General features: G+C 34.0%; 27 protein-coding genes and 2 pseudogenes. 19 read left to right on the top strand and 10 right to left on the bottom strand.

What is annotated here, in order from left to right; translation table 11 throughout:
- Window positions 1-125 precede the first annotated feature (125 nt).
- Window positions 126-1,001, top strand: a complete 876-nt coding sequence (locus BMX63_RS09025) for an aminoglycoside 6-adenylyltransferase (protein WP_093134444.1) — start codon at window positions 126-128, stop codon at window positions 999-1,001.
- A 99-nt stretch (window positions 1,002-1,100) separates the two neighbouring features.
- On the opposite strand, the pseudogene BMX63_RS18025 reads toward BMX63_RS09025, so the two are convergent.
- Window positions 1,101-1,327, bottom strand: a pseudogene (locus BMX63_RS18025) (DUF6198 family protein); the annotation flags it as partial.
- Between the two features lie 140 nt (window positions 1,328-1,467).
- Here BMX63_RS18025 and BMX63_RS09020 point away from each other — a divergent pair.
- The 4 genes from BMX63_RS09020 to BMX63_RS09005 all read left to right on the top strand — a co-directional run bounded on the left by BMX63_RS09020 (window position 1,468) and on the right by BMX63_RS09005 (window position 3,600).
- A complete protein-coding gene (locus BMX63_RS09020; protein ID WP_093134441.1) occupies window positions 1,468-1,998 on the top strand; it encodes a hypothetical protein in 531 nt (176 codons plus the stop codon).
- Between the two features lie 181 nt (window positions 1,999-2,179).
- Window positions 2,180-2,662 carry a DUF4825 domain-containing protein gene (locus BMX63_RS09015; protein WP_245732804.1) on the top strand — a complete coding sequence of 161 codons (483 nt, stop codon included), beginning with the start codon at window positions 2,180-2,182 and terminating at the stop codon, window positions 2,660-2,662.
- A gap of 197 nt (window positions 2,663-2,859) precedes the next feature.
- Window positions 2,860-3,072: a hypothetical protein gene (locus BMX63_RS18020; RefSeq protein ID WP_177167249.1), complete on the top strand. Its 213-nt coding sequence runs from the start codon at window positions 2,860-2,862 to the stop codon at window positions 3,070-3,072.
- A gap of 177 nt (window positions 3,073-3,249) precedes the next feature.
- Window positions 3,250-3,600, top strand: a complete 351-nt coding sequence (locus BMX63_RS09005; RefSeq protein WP_093134432.1) for a DUF2200 domain-containing protein — start codon at window positions 3,250-3,252, stop codon at window positions 3,598-3,600.
- Between the two features lie 168 nt (window positions 3,601-3,768).
- Here BMX63_RS09005 and BMX63_RS09000 read toward each other — a convergent pair whose 3' ends face one another.
- Window positions 3,769-4,173 (bottom strand): DUF3021 domain-containing protein, encoded by a 405-nt coding sequence (locus BMX63_RS09000; protein ID WP_093134428.1) that lies wholly within the window; start codon window positions 4,171-4,173, stop codon window positions 3,769-3,771.
- Between the two features lie 2 nt (window positions 4,174-4,175).
- The gene (locus BMX63_RS08995) at window positions 4,176-4,625 is read right to left on the bottom strand and encodes a LytTR family DNA-binding domain-containing protein (RefSeq protein WP_093134425.1); all 450 of its coding nucleotides are present in this window, start codon (window positions 4,623-4,625) and stop codon (window positions 4,176-4,178) included.
- A gap of 675 nt (window positions 4,626-5,300) precedes the next feature.
- On the opposite strand from BMX63_RS08995, the gene BMX63_RS08985 reads away from it, so the two are divergent.
- The 5 genes from BMX63_RS08985 (at window position 5,301) to BMX63_RS08965 (ending at window position 7,990) form a co-directional block, all read left to right on the top strand.
- Entirely contained in the window at window positions 5,301-5,957 is a 657-nt protein-coding gene (locus tag BMX63_RS08985; protein WP_093134420.1) for a type 1 glutamine amidotransferase domain-containing protein, read from the top strand.
- 150 nt (window positions 5,958-6,107) lie between these two features.
- Complete coding sequence (locus BMX63_RS08980; RefSeq protein ID WP_093134417.1) at window positions 6,108-6,554, top strand: helix-turn-helix transcriptional regulator; 447 nt, start codon at window positions 6,108-6,110, stop codon at window positions 6,552-6,554.
- Window positions 6,555-6,780: 226 nt separating this feature from the next.
- Complete coding sequence (locus tag BMX63_RS18480; protein WP_245732787.1) at window positions 6,781-7,020, top strand: hypothetical protein; 240 nt, start codon at window positions 6,781-6,783, stop codon at window positions 7,018-7,020.
- Between the two features lie 26 nt (window positions 7,021-7,046).
- Complete coding sequence (locus tag BMX63_RS08970; RefSeq protein WP_093134412.1) at window positions 7,047-7,322, top strand: hypothetical protein; 276 nt, start codon at window positions 7,047-7,049, stop codon at window positions 7,320-7,322.
- 65 nt (window positions 7,323-7,387) lie between these two features.
- Window positions 7,388-7,990: a hypothetical protein gene (locus BMX63_RS08965; RefSeq protein WP_093134409.1), complete on the top strand. Its 603-nt coding sequence runs from the start codon at window positions 7,388-7,390 to the stop codon at window positions 7,988-7,990.
- A gap of 49 nt (window positions 7,991-8,039) precedes the next feature.
- On the opposite strand, the gene BMX63_RS08960 is transcribed toward BMX63_RS08965, so the two are convergent.
- Window positions 8,040-8,516, bottom strand: coding sequence for a DinB family protein (locus BMX63_RS08960; protein WP_093134407.1), 477 nt, complete (start codon window positions 8,514-8,516; stop codon window positions 8,040-8,042).
- A gap of 85 nt (window positions 8,517-8,601) precedes the next feature.
- Between BMX63_RS08960 and BMX63_RS08955 the strand changes: the two genes are divergently transcribed.
- Window positions 8,602-8,928, top strand: coding sequence for a YnfA family protein (locus tag BMX63_RS08955; RefSeq protein ID WP_093134404.1), 327 nt, complete (start codon window positions 8,602-8,604; stop codon window positions 8,926-8,928).
- 1 nt (window position 8,929) lies between these two features.
- On the opposite strand, the gene BMX63_RS08950 is transcribed toward BMX63_RS08955, so the two are convergent.
- Window positions 8,930-9,412, bottom strand: coding sequence for a GNAT family N-acetyltransferase (locus BMX63_RS08950; protein ID WP_093134401.1), 483 nt, complete (start codon window positions 9,410-9,412; stop codon window positions 8,930-8,932).
- Between the two features lie 213 nt (window positions 9,413-9,625).
- Between BMX63_RS08950 and BMX63_RS08945 the strand changes: the two genes are divergently transcribed.
- The 5 genes from BMX63_RS08945 to BMX63_RS08925 all read left to right on the top strand — a co-directional run bounded on the left by BMX63_RS08945 (window position 9,626) and on the right by BMX63_RS08925 (window position 12,680).
- Window positions 9,626-10,132: a hypothetical protein gene (locus BMX63_RS08945; RefSeq protein WP_093134397.1), complete on the top strand. Its 507-nt coding sequence runs from the start codon at window positions 9,626-9,628 to the stop codon at window positions 10,130-10,132.
- Between the two features lie 36 nt (window positions 10,133-10,168).
- Complete coding sequence (locus BMX63_RS08940) at window positions 10,169-10,369, top strand: hypothetical protein (RefSeq protein WP_093134393.1); 201 nt, start codon at window positions 10,169-10,171, stop codon at window positions 10,367-10,369.
- A gap of 221 nt (window positions 10,370-10,590) precedes the next feature.
- Complete coding sequence (locus BMX63_RS08935; RefSeq protein WP_093134390.1) at window positions 10,591-11,502, top strand: AEC family transporter; 912 nt, start codon at window positions 10,591-10,593, stop codon at window positions 11,500-11,502.
- 221 nt (window positions 11,503-11,723) lie between these two features.
- Window positions 11,724-11,984: a hypothetical protein gene (locus BMX63_RS08930; protein ID WP_093134388.1), complete on the top strand. Its 261-nt coding sequence runs from the start codon at window positions 11,724-11,726 to the stop codon at window positions 11,982-11,984.
- A 297-nt stretch (window positions 11,985-12,281) separates the two neighbouring features.
- Entirely contained in the window at window positions 12,282-12,680 is a 399-nt protein-coding gene (locus BMX63_RS08925; protein WP_093134385.1) for a VOC family protein, read from the top strand.
- An 88-nt stretch (window positions 12,681-12,768) separates the two neighbouring features.
- Here the strand turns inward: BMX63_RS08925 and BMX63_RS08920 are convergent, their stop codons facing one another.
- Window positions 12,769-13,206, bottom strand: coding sequence for a hypothetical protein (locus BMX63_RS08920; protein ID WP_093134383.1), 438 nt, complete (start codon window positions 13,204-13,206; stop codon window positions 12,769-12,771).
- Window positions 13,207-13,345: 139 nt separating this feature from the next.
- Between BMX63_RS08920 and BMX63_RS08915 the strand changes: the two genes are divergently transcribed.
- Window positions 13,346-13,696, top strand: a complete 351-nt coding sequence (locus BMX63_RS08915; RefSeq protein WP_245732786.1) for a nucleotide pyrophosphohydrolase — start codon at window positions 13,346-13,348, stop codon at window positions 13,694-13,696.
- A 277-nt stretch (window positions 13,697-13,973) separates the two neighbouring features.
- On the opposite strand, the pseudogene BMX63_RS08910 reads toward BMX63_RS08915, so the two are convergent.
- Together BMX63_RS08910 and BMX63_RS08905 are read right to left on the bottom strand one after the other, a co-directional pair.
- Window positions 13,974-14,093: pseudogene (locus BMX63_RS08910) on the bottom strand (helix-turn-helix domain-containing protein); the annotation flags it as partial.
- On the bottom strand, window positions 14,086-14,337 hold the full coding sequence (locus BMX63_RS08905; protein WP_093134380.1) for a sigma factor: 252 nt from the start codon (window positions 14,335-14,337) through the stop codon (window positions 14,086-14,088). The gene BMX63_RS08905 and the pseudogene BMX63_RS08910, both read right to left, overlap by 8 nt.
- Before the next feature lie 308 nt (window positions 14,338-14,645).
- Here BMX63_RS08905 and BMX63_RS08900 point away from each other — a divergent pair, with 308 nt between their 5' ends.
- Complete coding sequence (locus tag BMX63_RS08900) at window positions 14,646-16,241, top strand: McrB family protein (RefSeq protein ID WP_093134378.1); 1,596 nt, start codon at window positions 14,646-14,648, stop codon at window positions 16,239-16,241.
- Window positions 16,213-18,663: a restriction endonuclease-like protein gene (locus tag BMX63_RS08895; RefSeq protein ID WP_093134375.1), complete on the top strand. Its 2,451-nt coding sequence runs from the start codon at window positions 16,213-16,215 to the stop codon at window positions 18,661-18,663. The genes BMX63_RS08900 and BMX63_RS08895 overlap by 29 nt, the downstream gene beginning before the upstream one ends.
- A gap of 134 nt (window positions 18,664-18,797) precedes the next feature.
- Here BMX63_RS08895 and BMX63_RS18845 read toward each other — a convergent pair whose 3' ends face one another.
- Together BMX63_RS18845 and BMX63_RS08885 are read right to left on the bottom strand one after the other, a co-directional pair.
- The gene (locus BMX63_RS18845; RefSeq protein ID WP_425441469.1) at window positions 18,798-18,941 is read right to left on the bottom strand and encodes a DUF1829 domain-containing protein; all 144 of its coding nucleotides are present in this window, start codon (window positions 18,939-18,941) and stop codon (window positions 18,798-18,800) included.
- Window positions 18,942-19,140: 199 nt separating this feature from the next.
- The gene (locus BMX63_RS08885) at window positions 19,141-19,395 is read right to left on the bottom strand and encodes a DUF1828 domain-containing protein (protein ID WP_281242743.1); all 255 of its coding nucleotides are present in this window, start codon (window positions 19,393-19,395) and stop codon (window positions 19,141-19,143) included.
- Window positions 19,396-19,454 lie beyond the last annotated feature (59 nt).

Here is a 19,454-nt window from a genome sequence, read left to right as displayed (position 1 = left end):
TGTGTATTTCTTATATCAGCAATAGCAGGTTTGAGCCTTGACCAACTAAAGAAGCATATTCATTTCATTATATAAATAAGGAAGTAGCCTTATGTAAATTATTAAAATGGGGGGATTATAAGTTCATGATTAATTTAACGTATGATTTAATTATTGAAAGGTTTGTAAAATACGCACAGGAGGAAGAAAATATTCGTGCGGCAATAATTGTAGGATCTAGAGCAAGAAGAGTTAAGCCTGCTGATAAGTGGTCTGATCTAGATCTTGTCATTTTTTCGAGAAATCCTGAATATTTACTTTTTAATCAAGAATGGATTCATGAAATAGGGAAGACATATATTTCATTTCTTGAAAATACAGCAGTTGGTGGTGGTACTGAACGTCGAGTTTTATTTGAAGGGGGTCTAGATGTTGACTTTGCTTGTTTGTCGACCTCAATAATATCAGAAGTGGAAGAACAGAATGAAGCAATTGGAGTCTTTTCAAAAGGATCTAAGCTATTAATTGATAAGGACAAACTTTTAGAGTCAATTCTTGAGGTAGCTATTAGTACTAGACCATCTATAAATCTGGCAACTAAAGAAGAAATCAATAATTCTATTCATGATTTTTGGTATCATGCAGTTTTGACTTCAAAAAAACTTTGTAGAGGTGAAATCTTAGTCGGTAAGTCGATTTGTGATTCTTACATGAAAAATTTGCTTATATCAATAATTAAAATTCAAACAAAATTAAAAAGAGGAGTTGAGTTTGATACTTGGCATGGATTTCGCTTTTTTGAAGAGTGGGCAGATTCTAATATAATTGATTCATTTAAAAGACTATATGCTCACTATGAAGAAAAAGATGTGTGGAATGCACTTAAAAATACTATGAGTATCTTCAGAGAATCAGCGATAGATGTATGTGAAACTTTGAAAATTGAATATCCTGATGAAGCGAATTTATATGCTAACCAATTAGTTGAATCCTATTATAATGAAAGTAAAATCCATAAATAGATGATTCTGTATGGATATTAAGTGTGTCAAAAAATTATTAACACTTGATGAAGATCGTTATAGATATTTTATATAGTGCAGGGCACCTTACCAAACAGGAATCTCATATGTTAAGGTATCATAAGGCATTAATGGCATTTTCGCTGCAAAATACCCCAGCAAGCCGATAGAAAAGACGAATAAACGGATAATTAAATATACATATCGAGTGACAAGTGTTTCAGATGGTGGAAACAATTGTAATAGAAATAAGGTTGCATCCATGAAAAAACCAAATAAAAAGGCAATAGTAATTGAATCATAAATTCTCGTAAATCGATACGTTGTATATCTATTTTTGCTCCATTATATTGAACTAACGGGTGCTTATTGTAAAGAAGGATTATCCCCCTTTTTATTACAGTAAATGTTTAGGAACCCATTATTACAAGGAGACCTATTGTCTTGTTGAAACAGGAGGATAAATATGAAAGGAATAAAAGCAACCAGTTTATGTTTTTTATTCATATCATTATTTGTTGTATTATCAGCTTGTTCTCCAAATCCAGACTTTGAATTGTATGAAGAAAAGGATTTAAGAATAGCGGTGGTTGGTGAAACACCAAAAATAAAAGAGGAACAAGTGAGATTCAGTGAAATTTCATTTGAAGAATTGACAAGTAAAGATTTAGATTCTTATAATGCGGTCTTTATTATGAAAGAAAATCTATCCCAAGCTGCTGAGAGTCAATATGCAGATGATTACTTAAATTCTGCCATCCCGTTCTTTTTTATATCTGCTAAAAACCATATTCCTTTTACGGTAAAAGATACAGAATATAATGAGTCGTGGGAATGGACCCCTGGAAATAGCTATGCTGTTGGGGTTCTTAACCATCAGGAAGATGGTTCATTAAAATACTGGGGATTTGGTTTGTATAATGATGAAAAAACAGAAGAATACATAAAGGAAATGTATTCAAGGATATTCAAGAAAGTAGAAGAAGTCGGAATGTAAGTTATAAAAGGTATTACATTTCTATAAAATAAAAAATTCTTCAACTATTGGGAGCAAATATTGAAGAAGGAGTTGTCGCGGCAGCTCCTATTGGTTAAAGGGCAGGATAATTAAAGAAGGTATTTGGATTATTATATTTATATAATGGGTATTCAATAAAGGGGGAATGAAGTTGAGACAAATGATTATATTCTTGTTGTTTTCGCTATTGGTAATGTTCTTTTTAAGTGGTTGTCATTCAAATTCAAATAATACTAATGTTGATTTATTTCAGTATAAAGGTTCATATGTGGGTGATAACAGTGCAGTAGTTAATTCAGTTATTCATTTAGAAGGGGCAAAACATTTCAGCGGATTAGAACTTAAAACAAAAGAAGAACCATATGGGATAATTGTAAACTATGATTGGATGGAATCAGAATTAAATGATAAAGAAACAGCTATCACCAATGCCTCTTACCTTTTTACATTGATACAAAATGTGGACTGGATAACCTTTCATTTTGAAATGGTTGATGGTATGGAAGAGTATAAAATTTCGAGAGAAAAGCTACAAGCATGGTATGGAATAGAATTGAAGGAAATTGACAATGAAAATAAATTAAAAGAGCTAATACAAGAATCTTTAGAAGATGATAAGAAGATAAATCAGCTTTTAAACTAAAGGGTGGCTTTAGTTTAATAAGAAAATCTTAATAACGATCTTCCACAATCGAGGCACTATCTACGTCAAAGAAATTATGGAAAACTAGATATTAGATTGAGGTTTTTAACTGCCAGAATCGGAAGCAAAGTTGGAATAAGGATGGCCCTTTTTCTTGGCTTATTGGAAGGATTATCAAGAAAAGACAGAAGTTATTTATGGAAATAATTTTGATGTTTGCAGCTGGAATTATTGTTTTAATTATAGCTGTAATGGCAATTTTTAAGGGGATACCACATCGGATTAAAACTCCGAATGATGATTTAAAGAAAAAGATTTCAAACCTTGAAAAAAAAGGGTTAATGAACTCGAGGATAAAAAAGGTAAACCTAATTATCTTGGGTATTCGGATAATCGTGTGGAAACCTTGAAAAATTTCATAACTGAACATACAGAAAAGGAACTTTCTTTCATGACATCATTGCGACATGCCTCAAATGACATTTACTAAAATTTTTAAAAGATAGCTATATATTAAAAATCAAAATAACGTTTGAATGATATAATTGTAAAGTAATTAATCCAAAATAGATGAGGGAGGATGTACCATGACCAAACATAAGATTTATACAATGAGTTTTGCGAGTGTCTATCCCCACTATATTACGAAGGCGGAGAAAAAAGGACGTACGAAAGCGGAAGTCGATGAAATCATCCGTTGGTTAACTGGGTATAACCAGGAAGAGTTAGAAGCGCAATTGGAAAAACAGACAGACTTTGAGACCTTCTTTGCTGAATCTCCTCAATTGAATCCTTCTCGGACTTTGATCAAAGGCGTAATCTGCGGTGTTCGAGTGGAAGACATCGAAGAACCAACTATGCAGGAAATTCGCTATTTGGATAAGCTGATCGATGAGTTAGCAAAGGGAAAAGCGATGGAGAAGATTTTGCGTGAATAATTAAGAAAACTTCCGATTTCTCGAAAATAGCTGTGTTAAATTATCGGGCGCTAATCAGGAATAAATTAGCGCCTAAACTGAATATAAGAGTGATTTTGTAGTATAATCTAGAAAGCATTTCTAGGTACAGGGGGAGTCATTGGATAAACTCTTGTTCAACTTTAAGGGTTACTTCTTAATTGAGTTATTCATTTCTTTTTCTAACTTTAAGAAATAGATGCACGTACCGAACCAAAACATGGCATAACTCAAGATAAATAGACCAGTTGCAATGAAAAGCGACTCAACATCAAATGGCACCCATCCAAGGTAAAGGGCTAGTGGTAACCAAATGAATATTGATAGTAAGAAATGTATCAAAGTTTGTTTTAGCGGACTCCAACTTTCAATATCATAAAGAAGAGAGGCAATTCCAAAGTAAACGCCCATCAGCATACTTCCAAGCATATTTTTCCAAATATCTGAAACGCTAGCTTCAACTCCTTGAACCACCATAATCGATAAAGCAATAAAAGTAACGATTGCTGTAAAACCTAATCCAATAAAACTTCTCCTTATCGTTATATTAATCATATTCACTTACCTCCCAGGATTAATTTTTCCTTAATTTCGCTAACGTACTTCCTTGATACGTACTCTTTACCTCCTGAATGAAAGAAAACACATAAATTACCATTAAAGGCCAATTCAAAATACTTAATATGATTTAAGTTCCCTATTACTGATTTAGAGAAGCGGGTGAAATGATAGCCACTTAATATTTCTTCTAATTCATACAGTTTCATAGTAAGCTCAATGGTATGATTGTGGATAGAAGCATATACTTTTCGATTTTGAGCAAATACATATTCAACTTCATCCGGTGTAAGAAGAATTGATTTATCTTCTTCAATCCCTACAATTCTTTTATGGGTTCTACTTTCTAAACTTTTAACTATATCTTCGAGATCCTGTGTCCATTCTTTTGCGTGAATAGTAACAAAAACCCCTTCATATTCTTGATCAATATCGATATTGACTTTCATTGCTTTCCTCCTTTCGGTAATAACTATAACGGTTTTTTGGTTTATATATAATAATTAAAGAATAAGTGACACTTTTCCTTGTATGAACAAACAGAATTTAGGTATGAAATGCCACTTCGTTCTGGTGGAAAAAAATCTATTTTGAACAACCTCTTTTCAAAATGGCTTTTTTGCTATAAAAAATGGACTTTTAAGCGATTATTGATCAACATAAGGGATGAGCTATTCTATAAAAGGAAAAGCAGGAAAAGGGTATCATAATAGGTTGAACGAGTTCTATGATAACCTTTTAACTAAGTATGCTGATGAATTAAATAATAATGATTGTAGTTATTTCACTAACAACGGTGTGGATCTAAAAAGGTTTAATGCATTTTTTATCGAATTAATCAAACAAACGGACGCTTTTCTCAAAAAGAAACAGTGTACTGTAAAATTTTTTAATTAATGTTATTGAACCTAGATATTTATCGTTTAGTAAGGTTTTTTAATAAGGGGAGATAATCGGTCGCGATTGAATAATAAATGAATAAACCAGGTCACATCGAATAGAAGCAGTCTAAGCACTTTTTTTGCAAGCCTCCTGAAATCTATGCTAAAAAGTAAGTGTTGAATAAAATATAAACAGACGACACATATTACATGTGTTACATATCTATTAGGGAGGTAAGCAAAATGGCAAAAAAAGTACTTATGGTTATAACCAATCACACAACCATTACAGATGATCATAAAACCGGACTTTGGCTTGAGGAGTTTGCAGTGCCTTATTTAGTGTTTAAAGAACAGGGATACGATGTGAAAGTAACCAGTATTGAAGGTGGAGAAGTAGCATTGGATCCAAATAGTATTGAAGAAAAAGCAGAATGGAAGGAAGCAGAAGAAGAACTGAAAAATACCGCAAAGCTAACGAAAGAAGATGCTGAAGGTTTCGACGCAATCTTCTTACCAGGTGGACACGGAGCCATGTTTGATTTCCCGAATAATGAAACATTGCAATATGTTCTTCAGCAATTTGCTGAGGAAGATAAAGTTATTGGATCCGTTTGCCATGGCCCTGCTGGATTGGTGAATGCGACTTATGAAGATGGAACACCACTAGTAAAAGGGAAGAAGGTATCAGCATTTACAGATGATGAAGAAAAAGAAATGCAACTGGATCTACATATGCCATTCTTATTAGAATCAAAGCTTCGTGAAAAAGGTGCAAACTTCGTATCCGGTGAAAATTGGACCGATCATTCCGTTAGAGATGGTAACTTGGTTACAGGTCAAAACCCGCAGTCAAGTAAAAGTACCGCTGAAAAAGTAGTGAAAGCCTTAGAAGCTTAAACAAAGAGGCTTGGAAATTTATACAGGAAAATAACAGCAACATTACACGTGAATGGATTCTATCTCCATTCACGTTTTTTTATATGGATTTGCTATATTGACAAATAACACCTTTAATGTAAAATTACACTAAAAGGAGAGTTGAAAACATTGGATAAGGACAACTTTGTAAAGCTCATTTCTAGCAAAATGAAACTTGTACGAACTGAACAGGATCTATCACAGGATAAAATGGCTGAAATACTCGGGATTTCCAAAAAAACGCTTATACAAATTGAAAAGGGAAGAACTAAAGCCAGTTGGACCATTGTAGTAGCATTCTGTGCCTTATTTAATCAAAGTGAGCTGCTGGTATCTGTAATTGGTGACAATCCGGTTGATTTTATCCAGCTGATTGCCAATCGTGTCGATGGTACACCCAAGGAGAAAACAATGGGGGGGAGAGTCTGGTGGAGGGAAGTTAAGGTTAAAGGAGATTTTCGTCTCCAGCAAAATGTAATTAGTCATCATTACAGGATCTTAGACGAAGACAACTTCAGGTGGTTTAGTTCATTTGAAGAAAGAGAGGCTTTGCAAAGGTTAGACGAGCTCGAATAGTTACTTTTCAAATAATAATGGGGGGTCTTTGTTGAATTATAATACTTTACTATTACTGGTCGCCTCGTATTTATTGGCATTTTCTCTTAATTTTATGCCATCAATAAAACATCCAGATCTAAACCTTAATATTTTCCATTTGATGTTCACTATATTATTTATAGCTATATTAATCTTGTATTCTAAAAAAGGGATCAGAACGTTAAGGATATTTACACTCACAGGAGTGATATCAGGTGTACTGATCTTTATGATTACAGCATTTGAACATACAATGCGTAATCATATAATCCTTGAGGGTATTTCCTCCATACAATACCCTTTTTATTTCATCTTTACTACACCAGTTTTTGGTGGAAATCTGCTATTTGACTTGAATTACGGTACATATTCCCTATTAACGTCACTTATCTATGGAGCTGTATTAGGTTTAGACATTTATTTTGAAAGAAAATACGCCACTTAATAAAACATGTATCGGAGGATTATGGCATGGGGAACAAGAAGTTGTTCATTATAGGGGGTCCTGTGCTTATTTTATTTTTGATGTCGGGCTTTTACTCCCTATTTTATATAAATCAGGTTGCTATATTACCAGTTTCAGAATGTAGAGACGTATTTACTTTCACACCAGAAGATGTTCAGTATTGTAGTGATATCTATGTAATCGATTCGATCTTACTGGCGTTAACAAAACCTTCTACATATATTTATATTGGATCTGGTATGATTTTGGCAGGGATTCTAGTAAAAATTATACGTAGATGAAGTTTCAGATTCTTTGACATAGAAGCTTAGAGAGAAACTGGATGTAGGGAGTTGTAATCGTAATTATGAGTAAAGCTTTTAAATTATTACTTTCCGTTTTTTTCGTTTACATATTTCTATGCACCGATGATTGGCTGGATTTCAGTTATGCTAATCATTTTATCTTTTTTCTTATTTTAGTTGCAGTTATTATCGCCGTTACCTGGATAGCTATACGACTGGATAAATGGCTGACAGCGATTCGATTCCAAATCCTGATTAAATCCTTGATAAATAGCTTGATTATACTTTTCTTTTTCTATCAGTTTTTTACGCCCTACTTTTATTCAGCTGAATATTTACAAAAGACAGGATTGGAACAAATCGAATCTTATTATCAACTCGCAAGTGAGGGACTTAGTGATCAAGAACGGAGAAAGCTTGCTGAATCAACTTTAAGTGAAGAGATGGCTTTTTCCGCAATTAGCCTAGAGCGTCATCCGAAAAAATCATTAGTAGATGTAAAACTGATTAATCTCCGACGAAACTACTATTATTATGATATAACCGTGAAAGTGAAGCAACAAGTAGACAATCAGACACAAACAAACGTTTACCGGTTTACACTTACAAAAGAAAGCGGTGATTTTAAAATGAATGGGTTTGAACAGTTGTCTGCAAAAGATTGAATTTCCTGTAAAATAAGGAGTATGGTCTTCCATACTCCTTATTCACTGATTATTTTTCCTGGTCTTCTTTTGTTGGGCCCATGACACCAGGAACCTTTAATCCTGCCTGGCGAAGAAGAACAGTCATTTGACCACGGTGATGGGTCTGATGGTCAATTAATGTGCGGAGTAGGGCACCACGCGGGGTAGGAGTGCCGTGAGCGTCCACTTCATCTTCTATTTGCTCGTCTGTAAGTTCTTCTGCTTGACGCTGAATGCTTTCCGCGACATTTTTATATGTATCAGCAATGGTACTTGCTTGATCTGGAACACGATTAGGATCGCCGGATATATTGATATTGAATCCAACAAGACCTCCAAAATATGCCGGTGCGGTTGCTAAGTGCCATCCAAGCCATCCTAATGTATTATGACCTTCCACAATCGCCTGGTCTAATTTTTCGTCCGTTAGGGATTCAAGTACTTTAATTGTACCTTTTGACGCTTTGGACCAATCAGCAAGAAAGTCCTCTACTTTACGATACATGGGATCACTCCTCTATTATTTTTGATAATATTGTAACATGAGGCAATAGATAAATAAAAAATACGAAACCTTGGGGAGTGATGTAATGCTTTATGCCATGGTCTTATTTGTTCTTGCGGGAATAGCTGAAATCGGAGGTGGTTACTTAATCTGGTTATGGTTGCAGGAAGGAAAGCCATTTTATTGGGGGATTGGTGGTGGCTTGTCATTAGCTTTATACGGAGTAATAGCCACTTTTCAAGCCTTTCCTTCCTTTGGCCGTGTTTATGCTGCATATGGTGGTATTTTTATCATTCTGTCCGTTATATGGGGTTGGGGAATAGATAAGAAAGCGCCGGATATGTATGACTGGATTGGGGCTGGGATTTGTCTAATAGGCGTTTCAGTGATGTTATTTGCGCCCCGCCAATGATTTACTTGAGAGGTTTATGAAAAATATACAACTCACCTTTTGGTCCCATCGTACGCAATCCTTTATCAGTAAAGCCAGCTTTTTGATAGACGTGCTGAGCATTTGTGTTCTGGTGATTAACTGCCAGAATGATTTCAGATTTATCTGGAAAGTGTTCCTTTACAAAGGAATCTAATATCCTTAATGACTCTGTTGCAATTCCTTTTCCTTGATAACTGGCATTAATGGAGTACGCTCTGATTAAAATAGCTTCCTTGTTATCACTATACTTTTGAACCCCTTTCCATCCATGCAGTACAAAAAAGCCAGCAGGTTCCCCTTGATATAAGATCACAATAGGACACCTGGTAGAATCCTCCTTGCATGTTAATAGGGCATCCATAGGAAATGGTGCATAGCGATTTTGCTCTTCAGATAAATGATAGTTCTGTAATTTTGGTTTGTATGCTTCCTTATAGAAATCAAGGGTAATACTATTCTTCATTTTCTCCTCCTTGGCTTAAAGAAAAAACGTATGTTCGTAAAAAGTATACTTCAAGTATTTCCCTCTTTCAACGTTAAGATGTATGAATTTTGATAACATGTTTTTTTTGGATTTAATTATTGCATTATAAAATTTTCCTTTTAATGGTTATAATAGGTTCGTTATAATGAGACTACAGTGATTCGTTAATGTAGCTAAGGAGTATACCCGATTATGATATTTACACGCTGGAGTTTTTATCAATTCATTATGATTCTTTTATTAACTATCTTAGCCTTTTTTATTGATTCCTTTAAGGAAGATGTGGCTATATCCGTCAATGCTTCTAATGTTGATGCATTTATATTAATGCTAGAAAGAATCACTTTTCTAATCATTATTATTGGTCTATTTAGTTTCATTTTGTACTTTCAGACCAAGAAGAGTGATACCTTTCTAACTCATTCGTTATGGGATAAAATGCCCGTCATCCTTACGATTATATTGCTGCTTTCGTTCATTGGTATTTTTGTTGTATTTTTAAGTGACCCTTTAAATCAGTTATTCCAAAGTCAACGTTGGTTAATGTATTGTATTTTATATTATTTTTTATTTGTTTTTCATATGCTGGTGTTATCTATTATTCACAAAACGCGTAAACAAGCTAAAAATCAAGTGAAGATTCAATCTTCGTTTTTATTCACGGTACTCATTTTGGTTTTGGGAATCTTTTTGATATAAGAAGTTTTTCACATCGTTCGATGAAGGGTGATTTATATGTATATTAGTTTTAAATCAATTATTATATCGTTTATTGGTACATCTATAGGTTTTACACTTGTAGCTATTGGACAAGGTCTTTGGAGTCATTCATTTGATTGGGGACAATGGATAGGTATGCTGATAGGGGGAGCAGTGGCGCATGCTCTGATAACAACTTTGGTCTATATGAATCATAGAAGGAACAATGGCAGATAAGCGATAAATGTATATTTATTGGTTATGAAGAATGGGGAAGAGTGATTTAGGCACATATTGACAAACATTAGACTTACTACTAAAAATCAAAGGTGATTAGCCTCTTACCTCCTTACGATCATATGAGACCCTCCCATTGACGAACCCCACAGACAGCGTTATGATTTTTCGTATGAACTTATCAATCTAGTAAACTCGGATATAGTAAGGAGTAATCATCGTTGTCTAGTTTTAATCAGCAGTTTTTATATTCCATACTTATTATTGCCTTAGGTTATTTATTGAAACGAACAAACTTCATTAAAGAGAAGGATGGAGAAGGACTTTCACGTATTATTTTTAATTTAACACTCCCTGCACTCATTATTGTCAGTTTTCATGATATGACGCTGGATGTATCCTTAATTATACTTATTCTTATCGGCCTCGTTTATGGTCTGATTATGGGAGTTATAGGTATTTTTGTTTTCCGGACACAAAGTCGATATACAAAAGGTATGCTGACGATGATGGTGCCTGGATTTAACGTAGGTTTGTTTGCCTATCCATTAGTCGAAGGGATCTGGGGAAGTAAAGGCATTCAGTATTTTGGTATGTTTGATATGGGAAATGCTTTTATTGTGTTTGGACTCGTATATATGATTGGAGCTTACTATTCAGCCGGTTCCTTTTCATTAGATGTTCGCACCATTTCCAGACAAATGGCCCATTCAATCCCTTTTATGACCTTTATCATTATCGTATTCATCAGTTTAATCAATTTCCCACTGCCTAAATTATTGATCGAAACAGCAGACGTTATTTCCGTCGCTAATATGCCGATGTCCCTATTGCTTCTGGGCATTTATTTAAACTTTATGTTTGAAAAGAGCTATCTTAAGCTAGTCGTTAAATATATGGCTGTAAGATATGTTATTGGAATTGCCGTGGGAATTGGGCTATTTATGCTCCTCCCGTTCAATGATATGTTTAAATATACGGTATTAATCGGACTAATCCTGCCAACGTCGATGTCTGTGCTTCCTTATGCTGTAGAGTTTAATTATGACAGAAGATTTGTAGGGACAGTTACGAATCTGTCTATTATTATTAGTTTTGTTTTGGTGTGGGTCATTGCGAATTTTGTTATTTAAAGAGGAGTTACAGGCTTATTTCATTAAAAATGGAAACAAAATGATTAAGAAACATATTAAATGACGCGAGACTAATCGCGTCTTTTCTTTTTTGCAATGATGATAGGATTAGCTTGATTTTTGATGACGATTAGTAAATTTATGCCAAAACATGTCAGGAAACTGATATACTTGTGTTAATGGTTATTGGAATCTAATTAAGGTGATAAAGGAGGAATTTTGTGACGTATCTTATCCTTTTTCTAAGTGGATTAAGCCTTGGATTGATTCTGCAACGTATTGAATGGAATAGTAAAAAGCTGAAGAAATGGATAAGAACGGCGCTAAACTTATTCTTTCTTGTTTCAATCATTCTAGTTGCTGTAGGATATGGACTATTAGTCAATATGTATGTAGTAAATACAGGTCTATATATTTTTATCCCAACCTTTGCAGTATATCTTGTTAGACAGACGTTTATTTATTTTAAAGTGAAAGAGTAAACCACACATTTGATGAAGCATGATGAAACAAATATTTGAGGCTGATAAATTAAAAGACAAGCAATTGAATCCATTCTGAGATTTTACGAAAACATAAGGCTTTGGAAGTCTTACTATTTGAAAAAAGAAGTGGCTTGTCGCTATTTTAATATTATCATTCAATTGGATGCGGTTGAGGAGGAAACAGATTAAATAGATAAACGTGGTGAGGAAGGAAGACCAGAGTTAAATTTGTGAAGCTACTTAAGCGACTGTTCTAAATTTGCTTAGGTGATTGTGTGATAAGGGGGAATAAATGTGACAACAGGTTTATTGCATCATATTGAGATCTATGTTTCTGATTTAAACCGGACTTTAGAGTTTTGGGGCTGGTTTCTTAAGGAATTAGGGTATACCTCTTTTCAGAAGTGGGAGAGCGGGCATAGCTGGAAGTTAGGGGAAACTTATATCGTTTTTGTTCAGGCAGAGGACAGGTTTCTGGACATCCTGTATCATAGATCCGGGGTGGGACTTAATCATTTAGCCTTTCACGCTGCTTCACGTAAGCACGTTGATCAAATTACGAAAAAGTTAAAAGATAAAGGTGTAAGGATTTTGTATACGGATAAACACCCTTTTGCCGGGGGAGATAATCATTATGCGGTTTACTTTGAGGATCCGGATCGAATAAAAGTAGAACTTGTGTCTCCAACATAATCGCCTAGGGATTGGCATTAATTCTGGAAGTTCATTTCCTTTGCCAATAAAAGAAGCGTATCCGCAAAAGCAGATACGCTTTGAATCGTTACTGTACCCTATACCACGCAAACCAGCCATCTCTTTTACTTTTGGCTAAAAATAACTGACCATCTGTTGCATTTTCACTTTTTCCTTCCCAAAGTGGAAAATGTAATTTGACTAACCATGACTGCTTGGCCACTTCTTCACCGCAGACCTTTTTTGCCTGCTCGTAATATTCTTTATTCTCCTGTTTATTTTCAATAGCTTTAGTAAAAGGGAGAGAAGTAGTCACCTCCCATTTTGAAAAATGATTTCCGTAGTCATTCTCTCCGTATGTATCCGGCACAATATCCTCTAATGCTTCAGTCAGTTCTTCCTTATTATGTGTTGATACAGACTCTAATTGTTTTGCATCCGGGCAGTCTGCTTGAGTTTCTGCACTTAATTGAATAGGAGAAATGAGAAGAAGTGCTGAAAATGTTAATATACTTATACTCTTCATTACAATCACCTCAGTCTTAATATCCCAAATTCTGGGTAGCTTATACATTTAGTACTTGGGGACTGTCCCGATTTTTGACTTGAAAAATTCCATATGAAGATAAATAATACAGGTAAAACAGAACTTAAAGGAGATTAAAATGGATAAACAAGATATGACAGTTCGTGAACTAGTGAATGCGGCAATCAAGTTCCGTGATGAGCGGGATTGGAAGCAATTTCATAATCCAAAAGACTTAGCTATTTCTTTATCACTGGAGGCGAGCGAATTGCTTGAAAATTTCCAGTGGAAGGATAGTGAAACATCTATAAAGGAAAATCAGAAGAATATCCATGAAGAATTGGCGGATGTGGTCATTTATTCTTTAATGCTTTCAGATATGTTAGATGTTGATCTAAATGATATTGTGCTAGATAAACTAGAAAAGAATGCAAAGAAATATCCTGTAGATAAAGCGAAAGGGAATTGGAAGAAGTATACTGATTTATAATGGTTAATAAATCCTATGATTTTAGATATGGGCATTGAGTGCAAAATCACAAAGAATTTTAGCACTCTTTTTTATTTAATCGGCTTTTTATATTATTATACAGGTTATTTATTTATTACCTAAGGTAAACCATCAAATAATCGTCAGCCACAGAACTACGCCTCAACAAATTGTTCTAAAAACCAAGCCCTTAATAGATTAAAGTATCAAATTTGCCAATAAAATCAATTTAGAAATCCATTTTATATCTACTCATAACGAAACTAAATGTGTAGGATTATTGCGTGTCTTCTTCACTTTTGTATTTTAAAATATCTCCAGGCTGGCATTCTAATTCTCTGCAAATAGCCTCTAAAGTTGATAGCCTAATGGCTTTTGCCTTTCCATTTTTACTGATTTTTTTCCCATTGACGATTATGTTTGCGAATCAATGTAAGGAATTTCTTTTGAATGAGAAAGTAAGCATATGTAGAGAACTTTCCCTTCGTTTCATCATAGGTTTCAAATGCTTTCCATAAAGTGATGATACCTTCCTGATAAAATTCATTCTCCGGATCACGAATTCCGTACTTATGAATTAAATGAAAAATAATGTTTTCATGCTTTTTCAACAGATTATTAAAGTCGCTTGCTTGTACCACGACAACCTCTTTCTATAAAGGCGCCTTTATTATATTTTCCGCGGTACAGTTAGTGTAGGTGTTATTGGAGAATTGGTCAGATAGCGAATTTTTAAGTTTGATGGGCAAAACTTTAAGCTTGAGTGTTTAAACTTTATGAATCTTGGAGGTAATGTGAAAATTGAACCGAAGAGTTTGAGTAAGAATAAAAATTAAAATATAATAATCCAAAATTCTACAATTTTCTAAAACATTAATGGAAAGATAAAGTTTTTTGTGTTTATTTGTTAAAATAATAATAATAATCGTTTATAAAGGATGTAATTTTTATGCAAAATCAGATTTCTTATTGGTGGGTTAATCAAGGTCAAGCACATAAAGCTCAAAAAGAAGGTGGATTTTTATGGTCTCCAAAGAAGAACAAAAATGGAACGGCTCTGAAACATCATAATGATTTAATGAAAGTAAATGTAGGAGATGTAGTGTTTGTCTATTCAAATAAGGAAGTTAAAGCAATAAGCTTGGTAAAGAGCGCTCCTATAACAAATAAAAATCCATTTTATAATGACCAATGGGGAGAAGATGGAAATTTTGTAGAAGTGTCTTATTTTGATATGAAGGTGCCAGTCATGAAGGACGACATACCTAAGAATTGGCGATTAGAAGAAAATGGACCATTTGACAATTTTGGAAACATAAAACAAGGATATTTTTATGCAATATCAAATGAATTTTCACAAAAATTTGCTTCAAAATTTTATAATCACTTTCCAGATAATATAATGGACAAGTTTGATTTTTTGGATATTAATACTGAGATAATTAACGAGACTTATAGTTATAAACAGCTAGTTGATCACACATATAGTTACATAAAAAATAAGGGTTTCTACTATGAAAGAGAAGAATTATCAAATTTCTTTTTATCACTCAAAACCAAACCATTCGTCATCCTATCCGGCATCTCTGGAACAGGAAAAACCAAAATCGTCCAATGGTTCGCGGAGGCAATTGGCGCCACGGAAGAAAATAGTCAATTCACCTTAATCCCTGTTCAACCTGACTGGAGTGATGGTACAGATTTATTAGGATATACCGATATCAAAGGTGATTTTAAAGAAGGTCCATTAACTAAAGTAATAAAGGACGCTTTAAACAATCCTAACAAACCTTATATAGTGTTGTTAGACGAGATGAACCTAGCACGAGTGGAGTATTATTTTAGTGATATTTTGAGTGTGATGGAAAGCCGGAAATGGAAAAATGGAAAAATTGAAACGTCAACATTGTTATCAAAGGAAGTAGCAGGTGAAGATATCCCACTACCTTCTAATGTTTATATTGTGGGTACTGTTAATATGGATGAAACCACACATCCGTTCAGTAAGAAGGTATTGGACCGGGCGAATACAATTGAATTTAATCGTGTAAAGTTAAGTCATTTAGAGTTTTTATTAGATCAAGAAGAAATTGAACCTATTTCGATAGATCAGGAAGTTTTAGACACGAATTATCTGCATTTAAAAGATGTCTATCAAAATAATCCTGAAATAGTAAGAAGTGTGACAGATGAACTGGAGTCCATTAATAACGTCTTGCAGAAAATCCAAGCACATGTCGGATATAGGGTAAGAGATGAAATTTGTATGTACATGGCTTATAACGAAGAAGGTAGCTTGATGGACTTTAACACAGCTTTTGATCATTGTTTACTTCAAAAAATTCTACCTAGAATCGCAGGTAGTGATAGCCGGGTTCAGGATGTAATTCATGATTTAATTGATATTTCCGCACCTGGATTAATTACTGAAGATACAGATGAGGATATGGATTTAACTTACGCAAAATATCCAAAAAGCACCGCAAAATTGGTAGAAATGAGAAGGAGGCTCGTGGATGGGTTCACTTCCTTCTGGATTAGCTAATCATGATGTGGAGCTTCTTCATATAGAAACGGAAAATATGACACTTGTGATAAAAGGTAAACCTTATCATGAAAAATTTGAAGGACTTGCTCAATATAGAAAATTAGATTTCTCGAACCCTATGCAATTAAAAGTAGACGGTGAAGGGGTGGAATCCGTTCGTGTTTTTGATATAAACGAGGCCAAATTGCGGGAGAAATATAGCCATCGTCCTATTTTCTTTGAAAATGGCGTTTACACTTTAGTTGTTTCGCCGAAAGGGAATAAGGAGTTAACTTTTTATCATGAACATAAGGGATTAAGGAACGCAATCGATCGAACACAATTAGGTAATAGCTATGCTCTAATGGGCTCATTACAGTTTCTAAATGAAGTGGGTTTGTCTACTTTTGAAATTAGAGAAGAAGATGAAACGTTACTTTCTGTTACAATAGAAATTTTTCCAACGAAACTGGATTACGAAAAGGACTATAAAATGCTATTAGAAGAAGTAAATGATGAAATTTACAATCTAGCTTATCACTTTATTAAAAAGACTTATTTAGGAGCCCGTACTAAACTTGATGGTTCACCCTCACCAAGTGAGTTTTTCCGTTTGATGCAATATCATTTTGATCAGTTGTTTAAAGCTATTAATCGAATCGAGCAGCAGCCTCATCAGAAGTTGATAACAACACATACTAAGGTTAGAGGAGATCAATTAGGACAACAAGATCATAAATCTCGTCAATATTTAAAGAAAAGACCTCACCTTTTTGCCAAAGTGGACAAAGGAATTCCGATTAACAATCAACATTACATGCCTATTAGTGGATTAAATAGAAAGAAAGAAGTCACTTACGATACTAATGAGAATCGATATATCAAATGGATGATGTATCGGTTGATAGAGAAGCTGAATGATTTAATTCAAAAATTAACTCATTCCAGATTTGATGTGAACGATGATTATGATGTGATGAATCATATAAAAGAGATGAAAAGGAAGTTAAAAGGCAAAAGAAACAATCCATTTTGGCGTAGTATTGGACCACTTGATCGTTCTGTAATGAGCTTAGTTTTACAGATGGCTCCTGGTTATCGTGAAGCTTTTCAAATCTATTTATTAGTATCCAAAGGTTTGGCCCTACAAGGAAATATTTATCAAATGTCAGTTAAAGATGTTGCTACCCTTTATGAATACTGGACGTATCTTAAACTTGGCCAAATTCTAGGTCGAAAATATAAAGTGGTTTCCGAAAATATTATTAAAGTTAATCAAGATGGACTATTTGTGAATTTACAGCCAAATTCCACGGCAAAGCGCGTCTTTCGTCATCCACATACCAGTGAAAAAATAACACTTATTTATCAAAAACGTGAGAAACGATTGCCAACGATCACCCAAATTCCAGATACGATGCTGAGTATTGAAAAAAAGGGGAAAAATTATGAGTATCAATATGTTTTTGATGCTAAATATCGAGTCGACTTCGCTTTATCTAATACAACCTATGCACGAAATTATGATGGACTTCCTGGTCCTATGGAAGATGATATTAATGTAATGCATCGGTATCGGGACTCAATCGTAATTAAAAATGATGGACCATTTGAACGAAAAGCGTTTGGAGCATATGTATTATTTCCCTGGGATAACGAGGATAGCTATCAGGATCATAAATTATATAAAAGTATAGATGAGGTTAATATTGGCGGTTTGCCATTCCTTCCTAATGCCACAACTTTAGTCGAACAATTTGTGGAGCGATTAATTGATAAGAGTCCTGAGGAAATTCAGCAAGAAGGAATATTACCTAGAGGGACAATTGGAGAGTGGAATTCATCTATAGAAGATAAAGTAATGGTTTTAAAAGTTTCTAGTGAAGCAGATTATCAAAAATTTTTACAGAATGGTAAGATCCAAATAGCTGCAGACCGATTACATACTGGATGGCAGGACGCCAAATATATCTCATTATATACTACAAAGGAAACAGTTGAGAATAATGGCGTCACTCACTACGGGGAAATAGAAGAAGTTCAAGTAGGGGAAAGAGAAGTTATGCTGAATGTTAAAGGCTGGATGCGTCTATTTCCTGCTATTCAACCAGTAGGTTATGGTATTGCAAACTATATTATGACTGATGTTACCAATTTATTAGAAGCAAAAGAGTTACCAGAGTTATTTATGAAATCAACTGACGAGAAAACAATTTGGCGAATGCTGAGAAGATTATCCGATCGGGTGAAGAATAAGTTGGATGATAAAAAATTGGACATGGCTCAGAAAGTAGAAAGTTTTGTGATAAAAGATATGAAGGTTTCGATTCGGGGTGATGTAATTTTAGTTGAAAACAGTGATGAAAAGGAATTTATTAATTTAAAGAGTTTGAGGAAACAGCCTTCTAAAGTCTTTAAGCAAATTGTAAGGATGTTTTAGGAACATAGAGAAATATGAGGTCATCCACTGGAAGTCAAAAATCTTCCAATGGATGATTATCGTGTTTTTAATTCAGACACCCAAGTACTTCTATCTGACCAAGGAAGTACTTTAACATTATAATTCTCAAGGGATTATCTAAACTTATCTGAGATTTCCACATTTGTATCATTGGCTAAGACTAAGAAAGAGTAGCCACTTTTTGTTTCCTGTACATCAATAAAGGAAAACAAGGGGTCTTTATCTGATTCAGAAGTAGGGTTGTTAACGGCTTGTATTAGTTTCGGTTTGGTGTTTTTTGTACTGGTAATGCAAAATCAAAGGTTTGATTTCTTCCAGACTTCCCTACATAATTAGTAGTTTCGTTAAAGTGTACATCATTATCCAAAAAGAAAGCTGCTATATCTTCAGTAAAAAAACTTATAACTTTGTTTCTTGAAGTTAATAGCAAGTCAGATACCCGGATAATACATTGAATTAAACGCTGTAATAATTTGGATATTCACGGACTTCTTTGAATTTAACATATAATTCTTCTGTTTTTCTATCATAGTTTACTCCAAATATTTTTAAAGTTGTATCAAAAAATTCTCTTCTCAGAAAATCTATACGTACATCCAGATTTGTAATTTCATCGATGATATATCCATCATCAGATAATTTGTATCCGTTATCAACTTGTGATACAGAAAGACTTATATAATCAGGATTCATATCTACAAATGGAGTTATAATTTCAATAAAATCATCATTTTCCTCAAATCTTATTTTTTAATTTGTCCATTTCAAAT

Source organism: Salinibacillus kushneri (assembly GCF_900111405.1).
Classification (GTDB): domain Bacteria; phylum Bacillota; class Bacilli; order Bacillales; family Alkalibacillaceae; genus Salinibacillus; species Salinibacillus kushneri.
The sequence above is the reverse complement of the archived record's forward strand: the minus strand, read 5'-3'. Positions and strand labels throughout refer to the sequence as shown.

Coding starts and splice junctions, on each gene's coding strand:
- BMX63_RS08945 (WP_093134397.1), top strand. CDS start 9,626: ATGATATTTACACGCTGGAGTTTTTATCAATTCATTATGATTCTTTTA.
- BMX63_RS09015 (WP_245732804.1), top strand. CDS start 2,180: ATGATTATATTCTTGTTGTTTTCGCTATTGGTAATGTTCTTTTTAAGT.
- BMX63_RS08920 (WP_093134383.1), bottom strand. CDS start 13,206: ATGAAGAGTATAAGTATATTAACATTTTCAGCACTTCTTCTCATTTCT.
- BMX63_RS09020 (WP_093134441.1), top strand. CDS start 1,468: ATGAAAGGAATAAAAGCAACCAGTTTATGTTTTTTATTCATATCATTA.
- BMX63_RS08915 (WP_245732786.1), top strand. CDS start 13,346: ATGGATAAACAAGATATGACAGTTCGTGAACTAGTGAATGCGGCAATC.
- BMX63_RS08970 (WP_093134412.1), top strand. CDS start 7,047: ATGGGGAACAAGAAGTTGTTCATTATAGGGGGTCCTGTGCTTATTTTA.
- BMX63_RS08955 (WP_093134404.1), top strand. CDS start 8,602: ATGCTTTATGCCATGGTCTTATTTGTTCTTGCGGGAATAGCTGAAATC.
- BMX63_RS08960 (WP_093134407.1), bottom strand. CDS start 8,516: ATGTATCGTAAAGTAGAGGACTTTCTTGCTGATTGGTCCAAAGCGTCA.
- BMX63_RS09000 (WP_093134428.1), bottom strand. CDS start 4,173: ATGATTAATATAACGATAAGGAGAAGTTTTATTGGATTAGGTTTTACA.
- BMX63_RS08895 (WP_093134375.1), top strand. CDS start 16,213: ATGGGTTCACTTCCTTCTGGATTAGCTAATCATGATGTGGAGCTTCTT.
- BMX63_RS08985 (WP_093134420.1), top strand. CDS start 5,301: ATGGCAAAAAAAGTACTTATGGTTATAACCAATCACACAACCATTACA.
- BMX63_RS09005 (WP_093134432.1), top strand. CDS start 3,250: ATGACCAAACATAAGATTTATACAATGAGTTTTGCGAGTGTCTATCCC.
- BMX63_RS08995 (WP_093134425.1), bottom strand. CDS start 4,625: ATGAAAGTCAATATCGATATTGATCAAGAATATGAAGGGGTTTTTGTT.
- BMX63_RS09025 (WP_093134444.1), top strand. CDS start 126: ATGATTAATTTAACGTATGATTTAATTATTGAAAGGTTTGTAAAATAC.
- BMX63_RS08900 (WP_093134378.1), top strand. CDS start 14,646: ATGCAAAATCAGATTTCTTATTGGTGGGTTAATCAAGGTCAAGCACAT.
- BMX63_RS08950 (WP_093134401.1), bottom strand. CDS start 9,412: ATGAAGAATAGTATTACCCTTGATTTCTATAAGGAAGCATACAAACCA.
- BMX63_RS18020 (WP_177167249.1), top strand. CDS start 2,860: ATGGAAATAATTTTGATGTTTGCAGCTGGAATTATTGTTTTAATTATA.
- BMX63_RS08965 (WP_093134409.1), top strand. CDS start 7,388: ATGAGTAAAGCTTTTAAATTATTACTTTCCGTTTTTTTCGTTTACATA.
- BMX63_RS08940 (WP_093134393.1), top strand. CDS start 10,169: ATGTATATTAGTTTTAAATCAATTATTATATCGTTTATTGGTACATCT.